Raw genomic sequence first — 22,642 nt, forward strand, 5'->3', positions numbered from 1 at the left:
TACATCCGATCAGTGATCCTGAAGCGATCGCGCGCAGGAACTGCTGGAGAGAGCCATCCAATTCGTCGCTAATCCGGCGATGCGGCAGCGCGTTGAGCGGGATTTTCAGATAACGCAGGCCATTTTCCTCGACCTGAGGCAGCTCTCCTCCGCGAATATTGACCTGGAGGGCATGCAACATGAGCCTTGGCATCGGCAATGCCCTGTCTCGCGCCTCTCGAAGCCTGATGAACGCACTCCGAGATTGACCGGCGACGTGCTGGTTTTTCTCTTTCTGCTCCGCCACCGAACTCTCCCACAGAGCCTGGCGCCCTCCCGGCCTGTAGTCGTGACCGGTAAAGAGACGGGTCTCGCCGGGTAAGCTCAAAATGTCCTGGATGGACTGCCACAGATCAGCTGCGCTGCCGCCTGGAAAATCTGCACGGGCGGAGCCGCTATCGGGCATGAAAAGTGTGTCGTGAATGAACGCTGCATCGCCGATGACATAGCTTATCGACGCCAAGGTGTGTCCTGGCGAGTGCGTGACGCGCGCTTCCAGCTCGCCGATGTTGAAGGTCTCGCCGTCGCAAAACAGCCGATCCCATTGTGAGCCGTCACACGGGAGATCCGAGAAGTTATAGATCCGTTGCCAGATCCGCTGCACTTGCTTCACGCGCCCGCCGATCGCTGTCGGCACGCCGGTTTTCGCCTTGAGATAGCGCGCGGCCGAAAAGTGATCCGCATGCGGATGGGTGTCCAGGATCCACTCGAGCTTCAAATTGCGGATGTAGCCGCTGATCGCGTCCGCATTTGTCGTTGCTGTCGAGCCAGACTTTTCGTCGAAATCGAGCACCGGGTCGACGATGGCGCATCTTCGCGAACTCGGGCATGCAACGACATATTGGATGCTGCCCGTCCGTGCATCGTAGAAGCCGACGACTTCAGGCTGCTGCATGGGCGATGCCCTCGACTGCGGCTCGCGGGAAAAAGATCGCCCGGCCAGGGTCGAGGTCGTAGTCACGCTCGAAGTCCGTTGCGTCGGACGCAATCTGCGCCACGGCATCGAGTATGAACTGCACCTTCTCGTCCGGCAGCAGAACGCTGAAATTCAGCCGGGTGAATCCCGGCTTTTTCATTTCGTCGCCGGAGAGAATGGCTTGCCTGATTTCCTCGGACTGTTCGTCGTCGATCGACAGCAGTCTGTGAACATACGGGCCGGTGCAGGCGCAGCCACCGCGCGCCTGAATTCCGAACCGGTCGCTTAGCATGCGCGTGATCAACTGCTGGTGGACGTAGCCGTCCTTTCCGTTTTTGACCCGGAAGGAAAAGATCGGAAGCCGCTCAGGATCCGATAGACCGAGGAGCTCCAGCCGCGGCAGGGCTTTCCATGCGCGAAAAGCACGCCGCGCCAGCTCGCGATTGCGCGCTGTCATCGCGTCAAGTCCGATTGCATCCTTGACGATGAAGGCCAGCGCAGCTCGGATGTCGCCGATCACGTTGGGCGTGCCGGCTTCCTCGCGCGATTCCAGGCTGTCGCTGTAATCGTGTGTCTTCGGGGAGACAAACTTCACCGTCCCGCCACCTGGCCACGACGGCGTTTTCGTGGAAGGTCCGTCGCGTCGAACGATCAAGATGCCGGAGGCGCCGGGCCCCCCGAGGAACTTGTGAGGCGAAACAACGATCGCGTCGATCTCGGCATCAGGGGCGGGCGACATGGAAATCGGCAGGTACGGACCTGCGCCCGCATAATCCCAGATCATCTTTGCGCCGGCGGCCTTCACGATCGCGGTGATGGCCGCGACATCGCTGGTGATGCCCGTGACGTTCGAGGCCGCGGACATCGCGGATATCGTGAGACTTGGCGACCGGTCCGAAAGGGCGTCTTTGAGGTGAGACAGGTCCGGCCCGCCAGACGGATCTTCCGCGACTTCAATGATCTCTGCTCCGCTCTCGCGCCAGGGCAGAATGTTGGAGTGATGCTCATAAGGACCGATAATGATCCGAGGGCGCTTCCCCGCTGCCACGGCTTCAGCGACGCCCAATAGCTTTACGAGGCGGTTGATCCCCGACGTAGCGCCGGAGCCGGTGAAGATCACAGCATGCCGTTCGGTGGCCCCGCAGAATTGACCGATCAGGGCGCGCGCTTCCCGACGCATGCGGGTCATGAAGCCTCCGCAATACGAGGCTTCTGTGTGGCTGTTCGCGTAGTACGGCAGGACCTCGTCAAGCACAAAGCGCTCGATCTGATGGAGCGCGCGGCCTGACGCGACATAGTCGGCGTACACGAGGTCCTTTAGCCCGTAGGGACCCACGATTTTCGCCGTCGATCCCACAAGCCCATCCCGAAGGTCGGCGGTCATGTCAGCCTTTTTCTTCAGCCCCTGGCGGAACTTTGACAGAGGGGTCTCGGTCTGCCTTGTCGTTGGATGAGCAGCTTGCACGGTCAGTCTCCCGGCTCGGATATTGACTCAGATTGTAGCCTGCTCCACGGTCGGAAAATTCACCTATTTCCTGCAATTTTGCGCCGAGACCGTGTCAAATGATCGAAGATCGCGTGAAAATCGATGCATTTGATATGAAGATCTTGACGGCCGTGCAGATCGACGCAAGCCTTTCGCAGCGAGATTTGGCGGAGCGGGTCGGCCTGTCCCAGAATGCGTGCTGGCGGCGGATCCAGCGCCTCCAGTCGCTAGGTCTTATCCGCGGGTCTCACAGCAGTATCGATCTCCGCGCCCTGGGGCTCGATCTGACGGTTTTCGTAATGGTCCGCACTCGCCACCATTCCAAGGAGTGGAGTGAGGCGTTCCGTACCCATGTCGAACGGCTACCGGAGGTGATCGATTTCTATCGGATCGGAGGGGATTGGGACTACCTGATCAAGGTCGTGACACAAGGCATGTCCGGCTACGATGCATTCTACCAGAAACTGATCACGAACTTCGACCTGGCTACGGTGACAGGCTTCTTTTCCATGGAAGCGATCATCAACAATCGTCCAGTGGATCTGACCAATCTGCGATGAGGCGGCGCCCGCTGTAGGGCGCTTCGCCTTCATCGTCGCCAAGCCTTCGGCCGTGGCTCACCAGGGTGAGGTGTCGATTTTTTTGCAAGAGCCCGCAGGTCTGGCAGAGCGTTCGCCCATCAGCTGTTTGCAGGCCTCAACTGAGCCTTGAGCTCCTCCGGCCTTGATGCGCGGGTCCTGACGACGCTTCGCTCAGGTCCGCACCCTAAGGGCTTGCTCCAGCCTGTCGGCAATCTGGGTGACGATATAGGCAATCACCATGTAGATCACGACGGCAATCACGAAGGCTTCGAGGTAGTAATAGTTCAGCGCGGCGGTCAACTGGGACTGGGCGAAGATATCGACAACCTCGATGGCGAATCCGAGAGAAAGCGCCTTCATGATGACCATCATCGAGGTTGTCAGGTCGGGAATTGCCGTGAGGGCCACCTGGGGAAACAGAATCCGTCGGAACAATTGGCCGTTCGTATAGCCAAGCGAATGGGCGGCGTCTGACTGACCTGTGTCAAAGGCATTCAGGGCTCCCTTTATAATCTCCGATTGGAACGCAGCGATACAGCCTGTCACTGCGATAACAAGGATAACCGAGTTGGGTGTTTCGTGGGCGTTGAAGTTGATCCCGAGCAACGAGAGCAGGAACTGGAATGCCGGGGGCAGACCGAAATAGGCGAGGAAAATCACGATGACCATCGGAACGCCCTTGAAGACGATCTTGTAAGCCATGATGAGCTCTCGCAGCACCGGGACTCGTCTATATTCGACGAGTGCAAAAATGCTGCCGACTAGCGTCGACAAGACGAAAATCGTCAGCGCCATTCCAAGCGTTACAGGTACGGCGCCCAGAATTTCCTGGGTGTCCTGGAGCAAAATTTCGGTATCGAACATGGGTTAATACCCTTTAGGTCAGACGCTGGCGATGGCCGCGTTCTTGATCTGAGCTGTTGTCGTGGCCTCGGGCGCCTGCATCGGCGAGCGAAGCTCGAACAAGTGCACGATGAACCAGGCAATCAGGCACATCAGCGCATAGATGACGGCCAGGACGAGGTATGTTTCGAACTGGTACTGGTTATAGTCGCGCTCCATGATCAAGTGCGCGGTCGCCATCACGTCGGCCGCCCCAATGTACATGACCAGCGCAACGTTATGGATCAGGTAGATGATGGAATTTCCATAGCCGGGCAACGCGAAGTGCACCGCTTGCGGGCCCACGATGCGGGTGATCTTCTGGCGAAAGGTATATCCTAGACTGTCGGCCGCATCATGCTGGCCGCGATCGACGGCTAGGTATGCGGGCCGAAGGACTTCCGACAGATAGCCGCCATGGTAAAAGCTCAATCCGACCATCGCAGCGATCGTCGGCGAGAAGAAATCTGCGGAGCCGAACAGGGCCACCAATAGGGGGAGCCCGTAGAACGCGACGAACAACTGGAGGACGACGGGAACGCTGCGGGCATAGGACACGTAGAGGTCGGTGAGGTGGCTGACCACTGGTATCCTGCGAATCCGCAATGTTGTCGCAACGAGCGCCAAGCAAAAGCCGACCAACATGGGGGTAAACGTGATAGCGAGCGTCAGCGGCAATGCCGAGAGCAACTCGGGAATCATAGCAGAAACATCCACTTTAAAACACTCCTTCTTGCAATTCAGACTTGCCGCTGACGATATCTACTCAGATCGCATCATTTCATATACTTGACGATGCCTTCGCCAAACCACTTCTGCGAGAGCTTTTCGATCGTACCGTCGTCTTTCAACTCCTTGAGAACTTTGTTCACGTCATCGACCAGAACCTTGTTTTCATCTGACTTGTGAATAAGCATATAGGTGTTGTTGGTGAAGACTGGTTCGGACGCCACGATGTCGAGCTTCTTTTCATCGATGACGGTCTGCTCACCAAGATTTGAAGGCAGGACCAGCGCGTCGAACTTGCCGTTCTGAACCTCATCCAAACGGTTTGGATACGGGATTCCGGCGCTCGATGCCGTCACGTCAAGCTTGTATTGCGGATTTTCTTTTTGCCAGTTCATGATGAACTTGTAGGTTCCGCCGCCAGCCGTGGTCGGGACGATCCTCTTGCCGACCAGATCTTTCATTTCCTTGATGCCGCTGCCCTTTTTGCTGTAGATCTTCATCAGGCTGGCGCCCATGGGGTTTTCCGGAATGAAGAACTGCTTGGCGCGCTCAGGCGACTTGTAGTAGCCACCGACCGCGATGTCGTATTTGCCCGTGGCCAGGCCGGTTTCCTGCGCGATATCCGAAACACCTTCCATTTCAAACTTGTACTGCGGGAGCTTTGCGTTGATCGCTCTCAGAAGATCGGGCTCATAGCCTTGCGGCTCGACGCCGATCGCGCCCCATGCCAGCGGCTTGGATTCGGCAGACGTCGCGATCTTGATCGTGCGAACGGTCTGACCATAGCTGATCCCTGCGGTTGCAAGGGCAATTGCGATGCCGCCGGCAACAGCCAGGGCAGCGCGACGGGAGAAACTGGATGTGATTGCAGACATTTCTTTGGTTCCCTTCTTGTTGAGCTATTGAAAAGCGAGTTCTGACTGCAGGAATTGAGCAAGTCGTGGGCTGGATGGCGCATCGAAGATCTCAGTTGGACTGCCATCGGCGGCAATCACGCCACGATCCATGAAGACGATCCGGTTAGAGATGTTCTTTGCGAATTGCATCTCGTGGGTCACAAGCAGCGAAGTGATCCCGGACGACGTGACATCCTTGATCACCTTCAGGACTTCACCGACCAGTTCAGGATCCAGCGATGACGTGGGCTCATCGAAGAGCATCACGTCGGGACGAACCGCCAGCGCACGCGCGATGCCGGTGCGTTGGAGCTGGCCGCCCGACAGCTGGGACGGATAGCTGTCCCGCTTCGCTGAGAGGCCGACCCGGTCAAGCTCTCGCAGCGCGATTTCACGCGCCTCGTCCGCGGACTTGCGCTGCACGACGACAAGCGGATCCATCACGTTCTGGAGGACTGTCATGTTCTTGAAGACGTTGAATTGCTGAAAGACCATCGCTGTCCGGAGCCGGATCGCCTGGATGGCTGCCTTGTCGGCGCGCTGGTAATCCATCAGAATCTGGTCGAACGCGATGGTTCCAGATGCAGGCTTAACCAGATAGTTGATGCATTTCAGCAGGGTGGTCTTGCCGGTGCCGCTGGGGCCGATGATCGACACAACGTCACCTCGCTTTACCGAGAGATTGACGCCGTTCAGGACCTGCGTGCTTCCGTAGGACAGCTTTATATCTTTGAGTTCAAGCATTCTGGTTGGTTCCCTTCAGAGTGTGGGAAGGAGTGCCTTGACCGCATGTGATATCATCACCCGCTCTCCGCATGGCCGAGAACGTGCATCAGCCGGTTCGCCCAGCCGAAGATCGCTATGGCGTGGATAAGGTCGATGATCTCGGCATCATTCATGCCGACGGATCGCAGCGAGGCGATATCGTCTGCCGTCGCTTCCGACGGCGCCGCCGACAGCCGGCGGGCAAAGCTGTAGATCGCCGCATCGCGCAGCCCAAGCTTTTCGGGTTTGTCGAGGTAGAGCGCGGTGACCACTTCGTCGCTCTTGGTCAGCTCTGCATGGCGGCGGGCGTGAACCACGGCGCAGAATTTGCAGCCATTGACGATCGAGGCACCCAATGCGCCAAGTTCGCGGTCGGGACGGGCAAGCCCGCCTTCGACATACATGATCGCGTTGAACAGAATCGTGCGGGCAAGATAGCTTTCCGGATCATGCACAAGGGTCCGTACATATTCCGAAACTTTCTTGGCGGAGGGCGTAACCTTCATCGCATCGAGCTGTTCCGGCGTGGCCCCCGACAGCTCGACCGGCGCGATGTATGGCTGCCAGTTCAGCGGCTTCAGGCGCACCGAGGAAATCATGCCGACCTCATCAGTCTTAAGCCCGTCGCCACCCGCGTCTGGAAGTTGATGAAGGCAATCAGTTCGGAGAGCGCGACGATCTGCGGATTGTTCAACCCGGCTTTGGCGAGCAGGGCGATGTGGCTCGCCTCCGCCCTTTTCGGTGTCAGCGTGATCAGGTCGACATGCCTGGCGATGGTCGCCAACGGTTCCTCCAGATCCTTTTCCCCGCGGGCCAAGGCCAGAAGCTGCTCCGTCGAACCAAGCTGAGCCAGTTGCACATCATATTCGGCCATCAGGACTGGATCAGCATTCAGAGCGGCCATGCGATGGGCCAGAGCAACCCTCAAATTCGGCGCTAGCCCCTGATCGTTTGCCGGCTGTAGGACTGAGAGGCGACATTCCTCCGCCCCTTGAACGAATTCGGGCCGAAACCGACGCGCGGTGAAAAGAGCATCGTCCGGGGAAATCCCCGCGGCCTTATCCATGGCGTCGATCACAGTGCGGCCTCCTTATGCAACGTTGAATCGACCCATTCGTCCCCCAGAAGTTCCGGGATGTCGTAAGCGATCAGATTGGCGAAGTGGGTTTCGACATCTTCGGCAAACAGCGATGCGGCAATGCCGCGGACCAGACGGTCGGCCCCGGCGCTGACGGCTGGGATGTCGCCGGAGACCTTGCCGTGGGTCAGCATGGCGGCGTCGTTGAAGCAGTGGATATGCGCCAGCATCGGGCAGGAGCCGGGGACGCGTTCGCGAAACTCGAAGGCGGGACCGAGATCCGGCGCGTCCGACATGCCTGCACGAGCCGGCCCCATATCCGGCCTATATCGGCCATCCGACCAGGTGCGGATATGTGGGGCGATCGCCGCAAATTCCGGGCGGCCGCTGAAGTCATTTGAAAAGCCGGTTGCCGCGATCAGGAAGTCGTAGCGAATCGGCCCCTGCGTGGTTTCCACCAGCAGGGTCCCTGCCTCCTCCTTCACCGCAACTATGCCGCAGTCAAGAAGGAACCGAGCATTGGGGTGGCGAGACACGCGGAGTGTCGATGAACGCGGCGGCGGTGTCTGGGTCGAGGCGGTATAATCGAAGAATTTCCACTTCCAGGCATCGGGCAAGTGATGCATGCCGAGTACAACACCCGGGCTGCCAATGCCGGTCAGCTTGTTAATGCGCGGCATTTCCTTGCGCCGGATCAACATGTCAACAGAGCCGACTCCCGCCTCGAGTGCCGTTGCGGCATTGTCCATGGACGAGGCACCAGCGCCGATGACAGCGACACGCTTGCCTTTCAGCGTGTCGAAGTCGATGTCGTCGGCAGAATGGGCCCAATAGGCGCGATCGATGCCGCTGAGGAAATCGGGCACGGCAAAACCGCCCAAACCGGACCGACCGGTGGCCAGAACGAGACGACGGGTGAGAACCCGGCCCGTTTCCGCGCCTTCTATATCGATCGCAATCAGATCTCCAACAGGTGCCAGTCCGGTCATCCGCACGCTGTTGCGGACCGGCAGGCCGAGAACCTTGCGATACCAGACCAGGTAATCCATCCACTGGCCCTTGGGGATTTTGTCCAGCGACCACCAGGCCTCAATGCCCCATTGAGCCGTGAACCAGGCGCGGAACGTCAATTGCGGCAGGCCGAGCGACGGACCGTGCAGGGTTTTCGGCGACCGGAGCGTTTGCATGCGGGCAAAGGTCACCCATGGTCCTTCGAACCCGGCCGGAGCCGCATCATAGGCCACGACATTGGTTATCCCGGTCAGCACCAGCTTTGCCGTGCCAGCAAGTCCGCACATGCCGGCGCCGATCACCACGACATCACGGACCGGCACGCCATCGTGCGAACGCGCGGGAACCCATGGCTTGGCGGGCAGTTCGAGAAAGTCGAGATCTTGCGCGAGCTGTGCTTCGAGCGCAGCAAGACCTGTCGGCGTTGGCGCGGCGGGGGTATGCTTCATATTCCCGTTCCGTGATTTGTGCCGGATGCAGGATCGTTCACCAATTGGCCAGCGAGGGTCGGATCTAGTTTCTTGAAGCCGACGATCGACCGTTCAGCCACCGCCTCGACCGCATCCATCAACGCCTGCGCGACTGGACGGAGGGGGCGTTTCTCGGCAGCCACAACGCCCCAATAGAAAAGAACGGTCACGTCGATCGGGCGAATGACGACCCCGGGCAAGGCCACGCCATAGGCGGTGAGAGGATCGATGACAGCCGCAACGCCAGTCCGCCGAACGATCTGCAACGCGCCATATGCTGTATTCGTCCGGATCACTGGCCCGGTGTCGATGCCCCTGGCCGCCAATGCCTTGGAGACATGCAACTGGAAACGTAGGGGGTTGAGCAATGTGGCGACGCGGCGACCGGCAAAAGCGGAAAGCGGTATGACGTCAAGTTCAGCCAGCGGATCGTCCTCCCGCACGGCAGCAACATCAGGCGCCGAATAGAGCCTCAGGACATCCAGACCGGGCGTATCGAGCGGCAAGCTCGAAAACCCGATCTCGGCACGTCCGCTGCGCACTTCCTGCGCGACGATCGAGGGGAGAAACTGCCCGAGATGCGTCTCGTCTGGAAGCTCGACACCGTTGAGCTCGGCCATAGCCGTCGGGATCAAGCCAGTTCCGATCGCAGAGGTCGCAACGATTTGCAGAATCCGACCTTTGCCGGCGGCAATCATCTTGGCCCGCGCCGCTAGCTCGGTGAAGGACATCAGCAAGCGCCGCGCCTCCTCCTCGAAGGCCACACCCTCCTCGGACAACTGCACCCGCCGACCGACACGGTGCAGCAATTCGAAGCCGAGCTCCGCCTCGAGATCCTGAATGGTGCGTGTCACCGAAGGCTGGGAACACCCGAGCATCTCGGCAGCCTTGGTGATGCTGCCACTGGCAGCAACAGCAAGAAAGGCCTGTAGATCTCGTGTTTCCATTTACGCCTACATGCGCGTTGTGTATGGATAAGATCGTCTCATGCGGATTTGATATATGTCAAGGCGGAAATAATATGGCCGGAGACGCCTCGGTGATTCGCCGTACGGTCGGAATGATTCGCAAGCCCACAGAGCGTCGCCGGCCGTCTCGGCCGTGTGGCTCGAACGCGTTCCAGCTGAACCCCATGGATGACGATTTCATGGGTAGCCAGGCTCAAGGAAGCGATAGGTTTCGATCGAGTTGTGCCTGCCTGCTGGGCGTGCATGCAATGGCGGTCGCCGCGCTGCGATACATAAAGACTGGAACAGGAGAAATCCTATGAGGGTGAGTATTCTGGGGGCCGGCGCAATTGCTTACGGCCTTGCTGCCTACTTGGCGGAGGCGGGGCACGATCCAATGCTTTGGTCGCCGTCGGGAGAGCGCACCAAGGCACTGGCCACCGGCGAATCGCTAACGGCTACGGGCGCTATCGAGGCAACGGTGTCGGTGCGTATCGCCAAGGATTGTAAAGATGCCATTGCCAATGCGGACGTGGTGATGATCGCGCTGCCGGCTTACGGCCACAAGATGGTGATGGATGCTGCCACTCCTTATCTGAGCGAGGGTGTACCGGTCATCATCAGCTCGCATAGTTCTTTCGGGGCGCTGTATCTCTCCAAGCAACTGGCAAAGCGCAAGGTCAGCCTGCCGATCGTCGTCTGGGGCACAACGCTCGTGACCGGCCGCCAGCTCGGACCGACTGAAATCGATGTTGCAACCGTTCGCCAGAAACTGGATGTCGCGACGCTGCCTTTCAGTGCTCAGGACCAAGGGTTCGAGCTTTGCACGAGCTTGTTCGGCGATCGTTTCGTCAAGCGCGACGGCATGCTTGCTATCGCGCTCAGCAACCTCAATCCGCAGAACCATCTTGGGATCGCTCTTCTTAATCTCACACGCATGGAGAAGGGAGAACAGTGGAGCCAGGCCGGAAACGTCACCCCGGCTGTCGGCCGCTTTATCGAGGCTCTGGACGCGGAACGATTGGCGATCGCCGCCCGTTTTGGAATTGCCGTGCGCACAGTTGAAGAGCATTTTTCATTGTCGTTTCACGTCCCCATGGCCACCGTTTCGGAAATGAACCAGGAGATGGATCGCCAAGGCCGCGGCGGCTTCGGCCCGTCAACCATCGAAAGCCGCTATATCCTCGAGGACGTTCCGTTCGGGCTGCTGCCGACCGTTTTGTTGGGGAAGATCAGCGGAAATTCAGCGATTCTCCATGAATCTGGAATTGCCATATTCTCGGCGGCTTACGGTCGCGATCTTAAGGGAGATAATGATATTCTTCCCGCGCTGGGCTTCGAGGGAATGGCAAAAGCGGACCTCGAAAACCTTTGCCGTAAGGGATTTTAACAAGTTTCCACAGTGGACTGGGACATAGGCCAAGTGCCCGAAAAACCACCGGGGCTGGTTGCCGGCGAGCACGACATGCAGGTTCCTCGGCGAGCGCCGGGAGATGTCTCCAGGAACTCAGCACGAGATCAAATGGTCCCGCCCGGCGGTGTGAGTGGGTCTGTAGCAGGGTCCGTCATCGAAACCCAGTGCGGCATGGTTCCATCAGTTGCCAGATGCCTGAACATTGCATCAACTGCGCAGGCGCTTCGCGCCTCCATCAAGATACCGGCCATGCAGGCGCCGACAGTCCGGAACAACGAGTGTCGTAGCCCGTTCAGGATAAGTGGTTCGTCCACAATCAGCTACGCGAGATAGACATGTTCCGATTTCTAACGTGGGCAGGGACCATCTTGGGTCTGACGATGTCACCGGCGCAGGCCGCCAGTGATGCGGATCAGGCTGTCGAACAATTTCACCGTACCTGTCTGGCCGAGGGTCCCAATTTCGAGCGCATGATAGAGACCGCGCACGAACGCAGGTGGACACTTATTGCCGAAGCAGGCTTCGCCGAACTCGCGCCAATCGCTAATCCAACCTCATTGGAGGCATGGCTGGTGGCCGAAGCGGAGGAAGGATTGCCAGCAGGAACCATCATCGGCACCACCAAGGCAACGATGAGCGGCAAACCGGTGCAGACGTGTACGCTGGCATTTCCCGATATCGATCAAGAGGCATTTCGGAAGAGTTTCTTCACCCGTACGGATGCCGAGAAGATTGCCGAAGATCGCGATACGGAGGAGTTCTCGCGTCTCTACATCCTCGTTGCCGGCGGACGTAAGCAATTTGTCCGGCTGGTGGTCCTGCCTTCAACGCCACCAGGAAACCCGCGCGTCGTTGCCAGTTCGATCATGGCCGACTGACATGTCATTCCTCCCGCCCCCGTGCTCCTCTGGAGGGCGAACACTGCGAAATGTCGCGAGCAGCAGAAGGTCGTAGATAATTTTCAGCCCACCGGCGATGATCAGGGGCCAGCCAAAGCTGGAGACGGCAAGGAGAGCCCCTGCGAGGACCGGACTGGCGGCCGCCGCGAGGCTGCGGGGGACGGCGGTGATGCTCGCCGCGGCAGCCCGCTCTTCGGGCGTCACCACGGCCATGACGTACGATGTGCGGGTCGGCACGTCCATCTGCGACAGCGCGCTTCTAATCAGCAGAAGAGCGATAGCCGGAGCGACGCTCGGCATGAACGGGATGAGCACCAGACAGAGGCTCGACGGAAGGTGCGTAAACACCATCGTGTTTATGAGTCCGATCTGCTGGGAAATTCGCACAGCGACCAAATAGGACGCAGCCGAAAGGACACCCGTCCAGAAGAAGATTGCGCCGGTCGCGGCCAGCGACAGGCCGAACCGTTGAAAGAGCCAGAGGGCCAACAACGATTGGACGATGAAGCCGCCTGCGAAAGCGTCGAGGCTGAAGAGCGCTGCGAGTGACAGAACGATGGAGCGAGACCTGCGCAATGGCTGTGCCGACACTTTGCCTGCATCAGGCGCGTCACTCGGCAGCCGCCGATAGAGGAGCACCGCCGCCAACCCAAGTGAGGCATAAAATAGAAAAGCTGCCTGGAGGGCCTGCTTCATTTCCAGGCCGATGGCGTCGCGGAGAAAGTCGGGCGCTCCTGCGGCCAGCGCTCCGACGGCGCCGGCGAGAGAGCCGATGAGGCTGTAGCGCGCAAAGAGCGCCGTGCGGTCGCGGTCGGTGACGCTCTGCGCAAGCTGCGCATGTTCGAGCGGTAGAAACACGCTGACGTCCCCTGAAGATGGGTTCAGCGTGCCGACGAACGCGATGAGAAGCAGCGGCCAGAAGTCGTGAACGACAGCGAAGACCACCCCCGTTGCTATCATCAGGACAGCCGCTGCGGTCAGCAGCGCTCGACGGGAGAAGCGGTGCGCGACGATCCCAACAGCCAGGGTGAGGACGGCTGAGCCCGCGAGCGTCGCCGTCGACAGGGTTCCGATCTCGAAGGCGTCGAAGCCGAGCGTGGCCAGATAGGCGGGAAGCAGGATGCTGACCAGACCGTCACCGAACGCCCGCAGTCCCCTTGATATCAGCAGGTTCGCAGCAGTCGGCTCAGCACCGGCAGGAAGGAGCCTGAAGCGCCGCTTCGAAATAGCTTTGCGCAAACCGTGCGCGAGCCACTGTAACGTCAACAATGCCTCCTCACCACTGGTAAGCGGCGCTGGCTGCACGGGTTAGATCGCTCCCGTTGCCATCCCGTAGAGCAGCCCGAGGATCGAACAGCCGACGAGCACCGGGAGCATGCCGATCTTGAAGCGAAACACCGCTAGCAGCGCACCCAATGTCAGGACGAGGGACGGGACGTTGACGGAGCTGAATGCGGGCACATCGACCGTCATGCCGAACCCTTTGACCTCGCGCAGTGCTCCAAACAGAACGTGAAGCGCGAACCACACCGCCAGGTTCAGGATCACGCCCACCACGGCTGCCGTTATGGTTGCCAGCGCGGCGGACAAGGCCTTGTTGCTGCGCAACGTTTCCACGAACGGCGCACCGACAAATATCCAGAGGAAGCAAGGTGTGAAGGTGACCCAGGTGGTGAGCAGGCCGCCCAACGTTCCAGCGAGCAGCGGATTAAGCGATCCCGGCGCTCGATACGCGCCCATGAACCCGACGAACTGCGTCACCATGATCAAGGGGCCAGGCGTCGTCTCCGCCATGCCGAGGCCGTCCAGCATCTCGCCTGGCTTCAGCCAGCCATATGTATCGACAGCCTGCTGCGCCACGTAAGCGAGGACGGCGTAGGCGCCTCCGAAGGTCACGACCGCCATCTTCGAGAAAAAGACCGCGATATCGGCGAAGACATTGCCGGACCCGAACAGCACGAAAAGGCCGAGGACAGGTGCCAGCCATAGCACCAGAAACACACCTCCGATCTTCAACGACCAGCTGACCGGCGGGCGAGCATGGGCAGGAATGCCTTCGCCGAGCGCCGATTCCGCGTCGGCGACCTGCTTGCCGCCGACCTTGCCATGGCCGTTGCCCGCCATGAACGCTGCCAGCCCGGCCCGCCCGCCGACGTACCCGATCACTCCGGCCGTCAGGACAATGAGCGGGAACGGGAGATGGAACAGGAAGAGCCCGATAAAGGCGGCGGCGGCGAGGCCTGTCATGACCTTGTTCTTGAGCGCTCGCTTGCCGACCCGGATAACCGCCTCGAGCACGATGGCGAGGACAGCGGCCTTCAGGCCGAAGAAAAGCGCCTGCACCGCGCCGACATTGCCTAAAATCGCATAGATCCAGCTCAGCGCCATGATGGCGATGACGCCCGGCAGTACGAACAGCGTGCCGGCCACGAGCCCGCCTCGGGTTTTATGCAGGAGCCACCCGATGTAGACGGCGAGCTGCTGGGCCTCCGGTCCTGGCAGCAGCATGCAGTAGTTCAGCGCATGCAGGAACCGCGTCTCGCCGATCCAGCGCTTCTCCTCAACGAGGATGCGATGCATTACCGCGATCTGGCCGGCCGGGCCACCAAAACTCAACGCAGCGACTCGCGCCCAGACCCGCACTGCTTCGCGGAAGGGGATGCAATGCGAAGGTTCATCCCCCAGCGCATTCGGATGGACGGCATGGACGCTGGTCATTGGTTCCCCTCACCCGCGCTTCTGGCGGAAATACTGGTAGAGATTGTCGAAGACCGGGCCGCCCTGCGCGATCCGCTGCTCGTCGCCCTTATTCGTCATGGCGATGCCCGCGATTAGGCTGGCAATGCCCGTCGTCTCGTCGCGCCCGAACTTGCCGTCCTTGAGGTCGATATCATGGACGATCTCGGCGATGGCCTGCAGCGCCGGGTCGTCAAGCCCGGCCCGGGTGAGCAGCACCTCGAAGCTGCAGCGGTCGCCCTCATGGGTGACCTCACCGTCAAACATATCAAAGCGCAGCTCTCCCGGTTTTGCCGCATAGCTCTTGCCCGGGACAAAGCGGATGACGGCGTCTGGATCAATGAAGCGGCGGATTAGCCAGCTGCAGGCCATCCGGTCGACGTGCACGTCGCGGCGTGTCACCCAGATCCGGCCCTTGAGGTCAGTAATCGGCTCAGTCGCCTTTGACTCCTCGGTCATGGGCCGGTCCTCCACGAGATGCGTCTCGAGCTCGCCGAGCAAACCCTCGACCGCGAGGCGACCTGTGGCGCCGAAGAAGTCGATCGTGTCCACCTCGGCGAGCCGCTTGCGTATTCGGCCGAGCTGCGACCGTGTCTCCGCACGCTTTTCCGGCGTGGCGTTCGCGCCGATCTCGGCGGCGAGACCACGCGCTTCCTTGGCGATCTCCGCATAGTCGGCATCACGCGCCGCATCGAAGAGCGCTTGGACCTCGGCATCCGACAATCCGTCGACGAGACGCGCCTCGCACACCATCGCCTCGCCACCACCCGCGACGATCTCCTTCAGGAGCCACTCGAAATCCTCCTGCGTCTCGGCATTGGCCGGCAGTGCATAGACGGTGCTTTTTACCGCGACCGCGCCGATGCCTTGCAGCCGCCGCCAGATCTTCACCCGGAAATAGGCCGGCTTGCTCGGCAGCCGATGGATAAGGAGCAGCCAGCGCTGTTCCGTCGTTTCCCCCTCACTCATAAGTGAACCGTATCACGTGCACAAATAAATGCAACACTTGTATCATTTCACATTCGGGCGTAGCGTTGACCTCCTTATGGCAGTGGGCCGCCTGGGCTTGTTGCCAAATCAAGGGAGACAAGGCCGTGAAATGGGTTACCCGCGAACGTCCGGTCATCGACCGCATTGCCTGCCCCTGGCTGATCGCCCGCTTCATCGACAAGGAGTCCGAATTCCTGTTCGTGCCACCCGATCAGGTGATCCGGGTTGCACAGGAGACGGGCGCTACGCCGTATGACGTGCCCGGCGTCGAATTCACGCATGTCGGCGACGGCTGCAGTGTCGACACCTTCGTCTCGAAATACGGCCTCGAGCGCACCCGGCGATCGTGACCATTGCCGCGATCGTGCGCGGTGCCGACACCGACCGGCATGACCTGACGCCGCAATCGGCCGGGTTGCTGGCGATCTCCATGGGTCTGCGGGACCTGACGCCCGACGACCATGAGGTGCTGAACCACGGCTTCGTCATCTATGACGCGCTCTACGCGTGGGCTTCGGGCCGCAAAGCGGAAACGCACAGCTGGCCTCCCGCCACGAAGCCAGCAGCCGCATGACGAATTGGGCAATGGGGGCAGATCACAAGGAGAAACCCCATGCATGCAAAACTCGTGACCGGAGCAATGCTGATCGCGATGTCGGCGCTGCTCCAACCGGCATCGGCGGCACCCGATTGGCAAACAATCGCAAAGGCGCTCGGCAAATCCGGAGCAGAGACGCCTGATGGCGTCTATCGAGTGGGCTTGCCACGAACGGACCTGAAGGTGTCGCTCGACGGCGTGGCCCTGAAACCCGGCTTTGCGCTCGGAGGCTGGGTCGCGTTCGAACCCATGGGAAATCAGACTATGGTCATGGGCGACATCGTTCTGACGCAGGACGAGGTGAACCCGGTCATGAAGAAGTTGGAAGAAGGCGGGATCGAGATCACCGCGGTGCACAACCACCTGCTGCGCGCGGAGCCGATGACGCTCTACATGCACGTGTTCGGCCAGGGCGACCCGGTTACGCTCGCCACAGCGCTTCATGCCGGATTGGCGCTGAGCAAAACACCGATGGGAGGCGGCGCCCAGCCGCAAGCCGCTCCGCAGATCGACTTCGACGCAGCCGGTGTCGACCAAACCATCGGTTATAAGGGCAAAGCCAATGGCGCGATCTACCAGTTCACGATCCCGCGCGCTAAGCCGGTCGAGGAAAATGGAATGGAAGTGCCGGCGGCCATGGGCTCGGCAATAGCGATCAACTTCCAATCGACAGGTGGCGGCAAGGCGGCGATCACGGGAGATTTTGTGCTGACCGCAAAGGAGGTCAATCCGGTTATCAAAGCCATGCAGGACAACGGCATCGAGATCACCGCACTGCATAGCCACATGCTCGATGAGCAGCCGCGGCTCTTCTTCATGCATTTCTGGGCGAACGACGATGTGCAGAAGCTGGCGAAAGGCCTGCGCGCAGCCCTCGACAAGGTCGCCGTCAAGAAGAGCTAGATTGGTGGCCCGTCCAACGGCGGAGTTCGGCCGGCTCGGAGCGATCGCCGGCCTTCTTCCCGCCGCCTCGGGAATTGTTCTCTGGCAGGGCGTCTTTCTGCCACCAGCATTCCGCCGGAGATCGCCTTTCCACCGCACACGAGACTCAAAAGGCGGGCCGGGTTTTTGCGAACCGATGCGTTCGGAACGATCGGAGGCCCGCTTCGTTCTGATCCGATGGACTGGATTAGACTAGGCCTCCTGGCGTTGGCGGGGTTCCTCACCTGGACGCTGAACACCCTCTCGGCCGGAGGCGGAGGTCTATTGCTGATCCCCGCCGTGACTTTCATCACAGGGAGCGCGGCGGTTGCGCCGGTCATCACCTTGACCGAGCTCATCGGCAATCCCATCCGCGCCCTGGCCTTCCGGCGCGACATCGATTGGAGCCTCGTCCGTTGGTACCTGCCCGGCGCCATCGCCGGTGCCGCTGCGGGCTCCTGGCTCTTCGCCAACAGTCGGGCGGAATGGCTCCAGATACTCATAGGGATCTATCTGATCAGTGCAGTCTGGGAATTTCGCGGCGGGGCGCGCGAGCGGAGCTACCGAGCCCGCCGCTGGTGGTTCCTCCCGGCCGGCCTGATCGTCGCGCTGTTGTCGGCGCTGATGGGCACGGTGGGACCCGTCTTGAATTCGCTCTATCTGAACTACGGTTCGGAGAAGGAGACGTTGGTCGCCACGAAATCGGTGAACTCGTTTGTGACCGATGTCGTCAAGATCGCGGTATTCACCGGACTTGGCGCGCTCGGGGGTCAGGCGGCCATGTACGGCGCAGCCGCGGGTTTGGGCGCTGCGCTTGCCAATCTGCTGGCCAAGCGCTGGCTCGAGCGCCTGAGTGGACGACAGTTCCGCGGCCTTGTGGTCGCGCTCATGGCTGTCAGTGGAGCGCTGATGGTCTGGAACCAGCACAGCTTTGTTGTGCAGGCCTGGCGCGCGGCCACAGGAATGTCTTAACAATGTCGACGTTGGCTGAAGCCCTTCGCGCGCTGTGCCTTAGCTTGGTTGGCCGGTCCCGCGACGCGCAGCAGCTGGCGAAAGGACTGCGCGCGGCCCCTTGACAAGGTCGCCGTCAAGAAAGGCTAGATGTTTGATCCCGGGCTTTGATGGTTCATCATTGTCGTCCGAATCAAAGGATGCACTATGGGCCAGGTTCTGCATGGGAGCGCCACAACGACAGAGGCGATCCGTCGAGCGATACAACATAGTCAAGCGAGCCTGAGGTCGCTTTCGAAGCGCTATGGCGTCAACCCCAAGACGGTAGCGAAGTGGAAGAAGCGGAGTTCGACCGCCGATCTGCCCACCGGCCCCAGGGAGCCGAGATCGACGGTTCTGTCTGTCGAGGAAGAGGCCGTTATTGTGGCCTTCCGCCGCTACACGCTGCTGCCGCTCGACGATTGCCTCTACGCGTTGCAGCCGTCGATCCCGCATCTGACGCGCTCTTCATTGCACCGCTGTCTGCAGCGCCACGGCATCGGCCGATTGCCGGATGTCGAGGGCGACAGGCCGGCGAAGAAGAAGTTCAAGGCCTATCCGATCGGCTTCTTCCACATTGATATCGCGGAGGTTCGAACCGAACAGGGCAAGCTACACATGTTCGTCGCCATCGACCGACCTCGAAGTTCGCCTTCGTCGAACTGCACGAGAAGGCTCCGACAGCCATTTCCAAAGAGTTTCTGCTACGCCTGATCGCGGCCGTCCCCTACAGGATCCATACCGTTCTCACCGACAACGGCATCCAGTTCACCACGCCAGGCGCTGGCGGTTCGGCCGTTCCGCTGATCAAGGAGGCAATCGCAAATGGCGAGATATTCCGGGCTCATGCCTTCGAATACGCCTGTGCCAAGAACGATATCGAACATCGAACCACAAAGCCAAAGCACCCCTGGACCAACGGTCAGGTCGAGAGAATGAACCGGACCATCAAGGACGCAACCGTCAAGCGCTTCCATTACGACGATCACGACCAACTGCGTCGGCATCTTGCCGACTTCGTCGCGGCCTACAATTTCGGCCGCAGGCTGAAGACCCTCAAGGGCTTCACGCCCTACGAGTTCATCTGCAAGGCATGGGCTTCCCAGCCCGAGCGCTTCACTCTCAATCCGCTCCAGCAAATGCCGGGACTAAACATCTAGGCTTCCCGACCGCCTGTATCAGACGTGGCTCTTGGGCTGGCTCCTTCGAACCAGTCAGGGCCTAACCCGCTCAGGTTGGAGAAGCTTCGCGAGGTCAGATGACGCTCAGCGTCACGGCGGCAAGAACAAGATAACGGCCGACCTTGGCGGCAGTGACCAGCAAAAAAAGCTCGCGCAGGACACCGGCAATGACGGTCAGCCTCGCGAAACGCGTTGGGGGCAGAAACGCCATCTTTTCAGATAACCGGGCGGCGGCCGCTATCGGCCAGATGACAGGCTGCAACGCCGCCATGCGGCACCGATCGCAGCATCGGTTCCTCGACCCGGCAGACATCGATCGCCACCGGACAGCGCGTGTTGAACCGGCACCCCGGAGGCGGCGCGCTGGGACTTGGCGGATCGCCGGCGAGAATGATCCGGCGGCGCCCGGCTTCGATGCGAGGATCGGGAGAAGGAACAGCCGACAGCAGCGCTTGGCTGTAGGGATGGGCCGGCTCGCGAAATAATGGCCGGGTCACGCCAGCTTCCGAGATGCGGCCGAGATACATCACCGTCACGTCCGAGCAGACCTCGCGCACGATCGCCAGATCATGCGCGACAATGACAATGGTCAGACCAAGCTGCTTCTGCAGCGACGTGAACAGGTTAACGATCTGCGCCCGGATCGAAACGTCGAGCGCGCTGAGCGGTTCGTCGCAGACCAGTATGGACGGCTTCAGCGCAAGCGCGCGCGCAATCGAAACGCGCTGCCGCTGGCCACCCGAGAGCGACCTTGGCAAACGGTCGAGCACCGTCTCAGGCAGCGCAACCAGATCCAGAAGCTCGGCGATGCGGCGCCGGCGCTCGACTGATGAACCGAAGCGATGGATCTGCAGCGGCTCCTCCAGTGTCTGGTAGACGGACTGGCGGCGGCTCATCGACCCCAACGGGTCCTGGAAGACGAACTGGACTTCGCGGCTGAACGACTTCCTGTCCGATTTCAGCCATTCGGCGCGATTCCTTCCTCCAATCAGCACGGTGCCTTCGCTCTCCTTCTGCAAACCGACGATGGTACGGGCCAGCGTGGTCTTGCCGCAGCCGGACTCGCCGACGATGCCGTGGAACGCGCCACGCGCGACCGTCAGGTCTATGCCATCGACCGCCCGCACCGCGCCGGCACCCGAACGGTTGGCGAAATGCACCTTCAATCCCCTGACCTCGATCGCCGCGGCATCAGACATGGACGGCGATCCCCTCTCGTTTCAGCACGACCGGGCAAGCCACACGGTGCGGGCTCGTCGACGCGGATATCGTCTGCAGCGGCGGCCGGTGCTGCCGGCAACCGGCTTCGACCAGTTCGCAGCGCTCGGCAAACCGGCAACCCGGTTCCAGCCTGATCTGGTTTGGCGGCAGGCCAGGTATCTCGCGGGTCGCCGCGCGTTCGTCGGCGCGAAAATCCGGCACCGATGCGAGCAGCCCGCGCGTATAGGGATGGACTGGCCGGGTCAGCACATCCATCGCCGTCCCCTCCTCCGCCACCTGGCCGGCGTAAAGCACGATGACGCGATCGGCGACGGAAGCGACCACGCCGATATCGTGCGTGATCAGCACGACCGCGATGCCATCCTCGCGCTGGATCTGACGGATGAGCTCCAGGATTTGCGCCTGGACCGTGGCGTCCAGCGCCGTGGTCGGCTCGTCTGCGATCAGCACGCGCGGCCGGGCCGCCAGCGCCAGCGCGATCATCGCGCGTTGCAGCATGCCGCCCGACATTTCGTGAGGATAGCGGTTGTAGCGATCCTCGGGGTCCGGAATGCCGGAGCGTGCCAGAAGCGAGACCGCTTCCTTGCGCGCGGCCTCATGCGACAGGCCGGCGAAGCGGCGCGCCTGGCGGGCCAGCTGCGGGCCGATTTTCAGCATCGGGTTCAACGCGCTCATCGGGTCCTGGAAAATCACGCCGAAATAGCGCCCGCGCAGGTCCGACAATTGCCGTGAACCGATGCTGAGCAGTTCGCTTCCGTCGGCTCGCGCCGATCCCTTCATGTCCACGGTCACGCCCTCGGGCAGCAGGCCGAGCGGACCGAGCGTCATTACGGTCTTTCCCGAACCGCTTTCGCCGACGACCGCGACCGTTTCTCCGGGACGGACGTTGAACGACACCCCGTCCACCGCCCGCACAGAAACGGTGGTGGCGTAGAGGTCGATGACCAAATCTTCGATCGAATAGATTGGCTGAGCGTCGCTCATGCTGAAGTCGTTCCCGTTTCGACGGCGTTACGCTCGGCTTCTTCGCGAGCGCGCGCCCTTCGGCGTCTGCGCAACGTCGCGCCGCGAACCGGCCGCGGCACCTTTTGCAATGCGAAGGCTTCGCCCAGAAGGTTAAAGCTGACCACGACCAGCGTCAGCGCCAGACCGGGCAGCACGACGAGGCGCGGCACCTCCTCGATGTAGCTCATGCCGTCGACCAGCATCTGGCCCCATTCCGGTGTCGGCGGTGCGACGCCAAGTCCGAGAAAGCTGAGCGTGGCGATGGCCAGCACAAGAGCGCCGGCGTCGGCGCTTGCATAGACCACGACGAGGGCAAGCACATGCGGCAGGATATGGCGAACAAAAATCCACAGATGGCCGGCGCCCATCACGCGGGCCGCCTCGATATAGGGCTGCTGCAGCTCGGCGGTGACGACGGCGCGGCTCATGCGGGCATAGTTCGCCCACCACGCCAGGGTGAGCGCCGTTATCATCGACCAGTAGCCGGTGCCCAGAATGCCGATCAACGCCAGCGCGATCACCAGGCTCGGAAGTGCCAGCGCAATATCGATGATGCTGATAAGGACGAGCTCGACACGGCCGCCGACATAGCCGGCGAAGGAGCCGATCGTGACCCCGATCGCCAACGCGGCGACAAGCACGATCACCATCGCCACCAGGGAAATGCGGGCGCCACCGACGATGCGGCTGAAGACGTCTCGGCCGAGATAGTCGGTGCCGAGCCAGTGGTTCCAGCTCATGCCCTCCAGTGTCGCCGAATAGTCCTGCGCACTTGGATCGTAAGGCATGATAGCAGGAGCGAAGATGCCGATCAGCACAACGCCGATTACGGGGAGCAGCACCAGCCACGGCCAGTCCTTGATGTCCCTGATAGCGGAAATGTTCAT

Annotated in this window: 22 protein-coding genes and 3 pseudogenes; 8 read left to right on the forward strand and 17 right to left on the reverse strand. The window is 60.9% G+C overall.

Features of this window, described 5'->3' with window-relative positions:
* Positions 1 to 82: 82 nt before the first annotated feature.
* A pseudogene (locus NKI79_RS18240) lies at positions 83 to 934 on the reverse strand (MBL fold metallo-hydrolase); the annotation flags it as partial.
* A complete protein-coding gene (locus tag NKI79_RS18245) occupies positions 921 to 2,339 on the reverse strand; it encodes an aminotransferase class V-fold PLP-dependent enzyme (RefSeq protein ID WP_352803271.1) in 1,419 nt (472 codons plus the stop codon). The gene NKI79_RS18245 and the pseudogene NKI79_RS18240, both read right to left, overlap by 14 nt.
* A 179-nt stretch (positions 2,340 to 2,518) precedes the next feature.
* Between NKI79_RS18245 and NKI79_RS18250 the strand changes: the two genes are divergently transcribed.
* Complete coding sequence (locus NKI79_RS18250; protein WP_352620130.1) at positions 2,519 to 3,001, forward strand: Lrp/AsnC family transcriptional regulator; 483 nt, start codon at positions 2,519 to 2,521, stop codon at positions 2,999 to 3,001.
* A 192-nt stretch (positions 3,002 to 3,193) separates the two neighbouring features.
* Here NKI79_RS18250 and NKI79_RS18255 read toward each other — a convergent pair whose 3' ends face one another.
* From NKI79_RS18255 to NKI79_RS18290, 8 genes are read right to left on the reverse strand one after another with little or no spacing between them, the layout of a single operon-like run.
* Positions 3,194 to 3,886 (reverse strand): amino acid ABC transporter permease, encoded by a 693-nt coding sequence (locus tag NKI79_RS18255; RefSeq protein WP_352803274.1) that lies wholly within the window; start codon positions 3,884 to 3,886, stop codon positions 3,194 to 3,196.
* 18 nt (positions 3,887 to 3,904) lie between these two features.
* Positions 3,905 to 4,621 (reverse strand): amino acid ABC transporter permease, encoded by a 717-nt coding sequence (locus NKI79_RS18260; RefSeq protein WP_352803277.1) that lies wholly within the window; start codon positions 4,619 to 4,621, stop codon positions 3,905 to 3,907.
* 59 nt (positions 4,622 to 4,680) lie between these two features.
* Positions 4,681 to 5,508 (reverse strand): transporter substrate-binding domain-containing protein, encoded by an 828-nt coding sequence (locus NKI79_RS18265; RefSeq protein WP_352803280.1) that lies wholly within the window; start codon positions 5,506 to 5,508, stop codon positions 4,681 to 4,683.
* A gap of 24 nt (positions 5,509 to 5,532) precedes the next feature.
* A complete protein-coding gene (locus NKI79_RS18270) occupies positions 5,533 to 6,273 on the reverse strand; it encodes an amino acid ABC transporter ATP-binding protein (RefSeq protein WP_352803282.1) in 741 nt (246 codons plus the stop codon).
* A 56-nt stretch (positions 6,274 to 6,329) separates the two neighbouring features.
* Positions 6,330 to 6,893 carry a peroxidase-related enzyme gene (locus NKI79_RS18275; RefSeq protein ID WP_352803285.1) on the reverse strand — a complete coding sequence of 188 codons (564 nt, stop codon included), beginning with the start codon at positions 6,891 to 6,893 and terminating at the stop codon, positions 6,330 to 6,332.
* Complete coding sequence (locus NKI79_RS18280) at positions 6,890 to 7,372, reverse strand: CMD domain-containing protein (RefSeq protein ID WP_352622741.1); 483 nt, start codon at positions 7,370 to 7,372, stop codon at positions 6,890 to 6,892. Before NKI79_RS18280 ends, NKI79_RS18275 begins: the two co-directional genes overlap by 4 nt.
* Positions 7,369 to 8,832: an NAD(P)-binding domain-containing protein gene (locus NKI79_RS18285; protein WP_352699554.1), complete on the reverse strand. Its 1,464-nt coding sequence runs from the start codon at positions 8,830 to 8,832 to the stop codon at positions 7,369 to 7,371. Before NKI79_RS18285 ends, NKI79_RS18280 begins: the two co-directional genes overlap by 4 nt.
* A complete protein-coding gene (locus NKI79_RS18290; RefSeq protein ID WP_023679362.1) occupies positions 8,829 to 9,800 on the reverse strand; it encodes a LysR family transcriptional regulator in 972 nt (323 codons plus the stop codon). The genes NKI79_RS18285 and NKI79_RS18290 overlap by 4 nt, the downstream gene beginning before the upstream one ends.
* Before the next feature lie 319 nt (positions 9,801 to 10,119).
* On the opposite strand from NKI79_RS18290, the gene NKI79_RS18295 reads away from it, so the two are divergent.
* Together NKI79_RS18295 and NKI79_RS18300 are read left to right on the forward strand one after the other, a co-directional pair.
* Positions 10,120 to 11,190, forward strand: coding sequence for an NAD/NADP octopine/nopaline dehydrogenase family protein (locus tag NKI79_RS18295; RefSeq protein ID WP_352803288.1), 1,071 nt, complete (start codon positions 10,120 to 10,122; stop codon positions 11,188 to 11,190).
* A gap of 359 nt (positions 11,191 to 11,549) precedes the next feature.
* Positions 11,550 to 12,092 carry a hypothetical protein gene (locus tag NKI79_RS18300; protein ID WP_352466320.1) on the forward strand — a complete coding sequence of 181 codons (543 nt, stop codon included), beginning with the start codon at positions 11,550 to 11,552 and terminating at the stop codon, positions 12,090 to 12,092.
* Here the strand turns inward: NKI79_RS18300 and NKI79_RS18305 are convergent.
* The 3 genes from NKI79_RS18305 to NKI79_RS18315 form a co-directional block, all read right to left on the reverse strand.
* Positions 12,039 to 13,340 (reverse strand): MFS transporter, encoded by a 1,302-nt coding sequence (locus tag NKI79_RS18305; protein WP_502896190.1) that lies wholly within the window; start codon positions 13,338 to 13,340, stop codon positions 12,039 to 12,041. The genes NKI79_RS18300 and NKI79_RS18305 overlap by 54 nt on opposite strands.
* An 81-nt stretch (positions 13,341 to 13,421) precedes the next feature.
* Positions 13,422 to 14,831 (reverse strand): chromate efflux transporter, encoded by a 1,410-nt coding sequence (gene chrA / locus NKI79_RS18310; protein ID WP_352466319.1) that lies wholly within the window; start codon positions 14,829 to 14,831, stop codon positions 13,422 to 13,424.
* Between the two features lie 9 nt (positions 14,832 to 14,840).
* Complete coding sequence (locus NKI79_RS18315) at positions 14,841 to 15,818, reverse strand: chromate resistance protein ChrB domain-containing protein (RefSeq protein WP_352803291.1); 978 nt, start codon at positions 15,816 to 15,818, stop codon at positions 14,841 to 14,843.
* A 125-nt stretch (positions 15,819 to 15,943) separates the two neighbouring features.
* On the opposite strand from NKI79_RS18315, the gene NKI79_RS18320 reads away from it, so the two are divergent.
* The 5 genes and pseudogenes from NKI79_RS18320 (at position 15,944) to NKI79_RS18340 (ending at position 19,508) form a co-directional block, all read left to right on the forward strand.
* Entirely contained in the window at positions 15,944 to 16,189 is a 246-nt protein-coding gene (locus tag NKI79_RS18320) for a chromate resistance protein ChrB domain-containing protein (protein WP_023722134.1), read from the forward strand.
* Positions 16,186 to 16,413, forward strand: a complete 228-nt coding sequence (locus NKI79_RS18325) for a chromate resistance protein ChrB domain-containing protein (protein ID WP_023722133.1) — start codon at positions 16,186 to 16,188, stop codon at positions 16,411 to 16,413. Before NKI79_RS18320 ends, NKI79_RS18325 begins: the two co-directional genes overlap by 4 nt.
* Before the next feature lie 66 nt (positions 16,414 to 16,479).
* Positions 16,480 to 17,340 carry a DUF1259 domain-containing protein gene (locus tag NKI79_RS18330; protein WP_352803294.1) on the forward strand — a complete coding sequence of 287 codons (861 nt, stop codon included), beginning with the start codon at positions 16,480 to 16,482 and terminating at the stop codon, positions 17,338 to 17,340.
* 216 nt (positions 17,341 to 17,556) lie between these two features.
* On the forward strand, positions 17,557 to 18,330 hold the full coding sequence (locus tag NKI79_RS18335; protein WP_023722131.1) for a sulfite exporter TauE/SafE family protein: 774 nt from the start codon (positions 17,557 to 17,559) through the stop codon (positions 18,328 to 18,330).
* Between the two features lie 186 nt (positions 18,331 to 18,516).
* Positions 18,517 to 19,508, forward strand: a pseudogene (locus NKI79_RS18340) (IS481 family transposase).
* Between the two features lie 94 nt (positions 19,509 to 19,602).
* Here NKI79_RS18340 and NKI79_RS18345 read toward each other — a convergent pair.
* The 4 genes and pseudogenes from NKI79_RS18345 to NKI79_RS18360 all read right to left on the reverse strand — a co-directional run.
* A pseudogene (locus NKI79_RS18345) lies at positions 19,603 to 19,707 on the reverse strand (YqaA family protein); the annotation flags it as partial.
* Between the two features lie 37 nt (positions 19,708 to 19,744).
* Positions 19,745 to 20,728, reverse strand: coding sequence for an oligopeptide/dipeptide ABC transporter ATP-binding protein (locus NKI79_RS18350; RefSeq protein ID WP_023722129.1), 984 nt, complete (start codon positions 20,726 to 20,728; stop codon positions 19,745 to 19,747).
* Positions 20,721 to 21,734 (reverse strand): ABC transporter ATP-binding protein, encoded by a 1,014-nt coding sequence (locus NKI79_RS18355; RefSeq protein ID WP_023722128.1) that lies wholly within the window; start codon positions 21,732 to 21,734, stop codon positions 20,721 to 20,723. Before NKI79_RS18355 ends, NKI79_RS18350 begins: the two co-directional genes overlap by 8 nt.
* A complete protein-coding gene (locus tag NKI79_RS18360; RefSeq protein WP_352803297.1) occupies positions 21,731 to 22,642 on the reverse strand; it encodes an ABC transporter permease in 912 nt (303 codons plus the stop codon). Before NKI79_RS18360 ends, NKI79_RS18355 begins: the two co-directional genes overlap by 4 nt.

Source organism: Mesorhizobium sp. M0340 (assembly GCF_040321535.1).
Taxonomy (GTDB): domain Bacteria; phylum Pseudomonadota; class Alphaproteobacteria; order Rhizobiales; family Rhizobiaceae; genus Mesorhizobium.

Coding starts and splice junctions, on each gene's coding strand:
- NKI79_RS18290 (WP_023679362.1), bottom strand. CDS start 9,800: ATGGAAACACGAGATCTACAGGCCTTTCTTGCTGTTGCTGCCAGTGGC.
- NKI79_RS18270 (WP_352803282.1), bottom strand. CDS start 6,273: ATGCTTGAACTCAAAGATATAAAGCTGTCCTACGGAAGCACGCAGGTC.
- NKI79_RS18250 (WP_352620130.1), top strand. CDS start 2,519: ATGATCGAAGATCGCGTGAAAATCGATGCATTTGATATGAAGATCTTG.
- NKI79_RS18245 (WP_352803271.1), bottom strand. CDS start 2,339: ATGACCGCCGACCTTCGGGATGGGCTTGTGGGATCGACGGCGAAAATC.
- NKI79_RS18335 (WP_023722131.1), top strand. CDS start 17,557: ATGGACTGGATTAGACTAGGCCTCCTGGCGTTGGCGGGGTTCCTCACC.
- chrA (WP_352466319.1), bottom strand. CDS start 14,831: ATGACCAGCGTCCATGCCGTCCATCCGAATGCGCTGGGGGATGAACCT.
- NKI79_RS18255 (WP_352803274.1), bottom strand. CDS start 3,886: ATGTTCGATACCGAAATTTTGCTCCAGGACACCCAGGAAATTCTGGGC.
- NKI79_RS18285 (WP_352699554.1), bottom strand. CDS start 8,832: ATGAAGCATACCCCCGCCGCGCCAACGCCGACAGGTCTTGCTGCGCTC.
- NKI79_RS18300 (WP_352466320.1), top strand. CDS start 11,550: ATGTTCCGATTTCTAACGTGGGCAGGGACCATCTTGGGTCTGACGATG.
- NKI79_RS18315 (WP_352803291.1), bottom strand. CDS start 15,818: ATGAGTGAGGGGGAAACGACGGAACAGCGCTGGCTGCTCCTTATCCAT.
- NKI79_RS18360 (WP_352803297.1), bottom strand. CDS start 22,642: ATGAACATTTCCGCTATCAGGGACATCAAGGACTGGCCGTGGCTGGTG.
- NKI79_RS18350 (WP_023722129.1), bottom strand. CDS start 20,728: ATGTCTGATGCCGCGGCGATCGAGGTCAGGGGATTGAAGGTGCATTTC.
- NKI79_RS18355 (WP_023722128.1), bottom strand. CDS start 21,734: ATGAGCGACGCTCAGCCAATCTATTCGATCGAAGATTTGGTCATCGAC.
- NKI79_RS18295 (WP_352803288.1), top strand. CDS start 10,120: ATGAGGGTGAGTATTCTGGGGGCCGGCGCAATTGCTTACGGCCTTGCT.
- NKI79_RS18330 (WP_352803294.1), top strand. CDS start 16,480: ATGCTGATCGCGATGTCGGCGCTGCTCCAACCGGCATCGGCGGCACCC.
- NKI79_RS18265 (WP_352803280.1), bottom strand. CDS start 5,508: ATGTCTGCAATCACATCCAGTTTCTCCCGTCGCGCTGCCCTGGCTGTT.
- NKI79_RS18275 (WP_352803285.1), bottom strand. CDS start 6,893: ATGATTTCCTCGGTGCGCCTGAAGCCGCTGAACTGGCAGCCATACATC.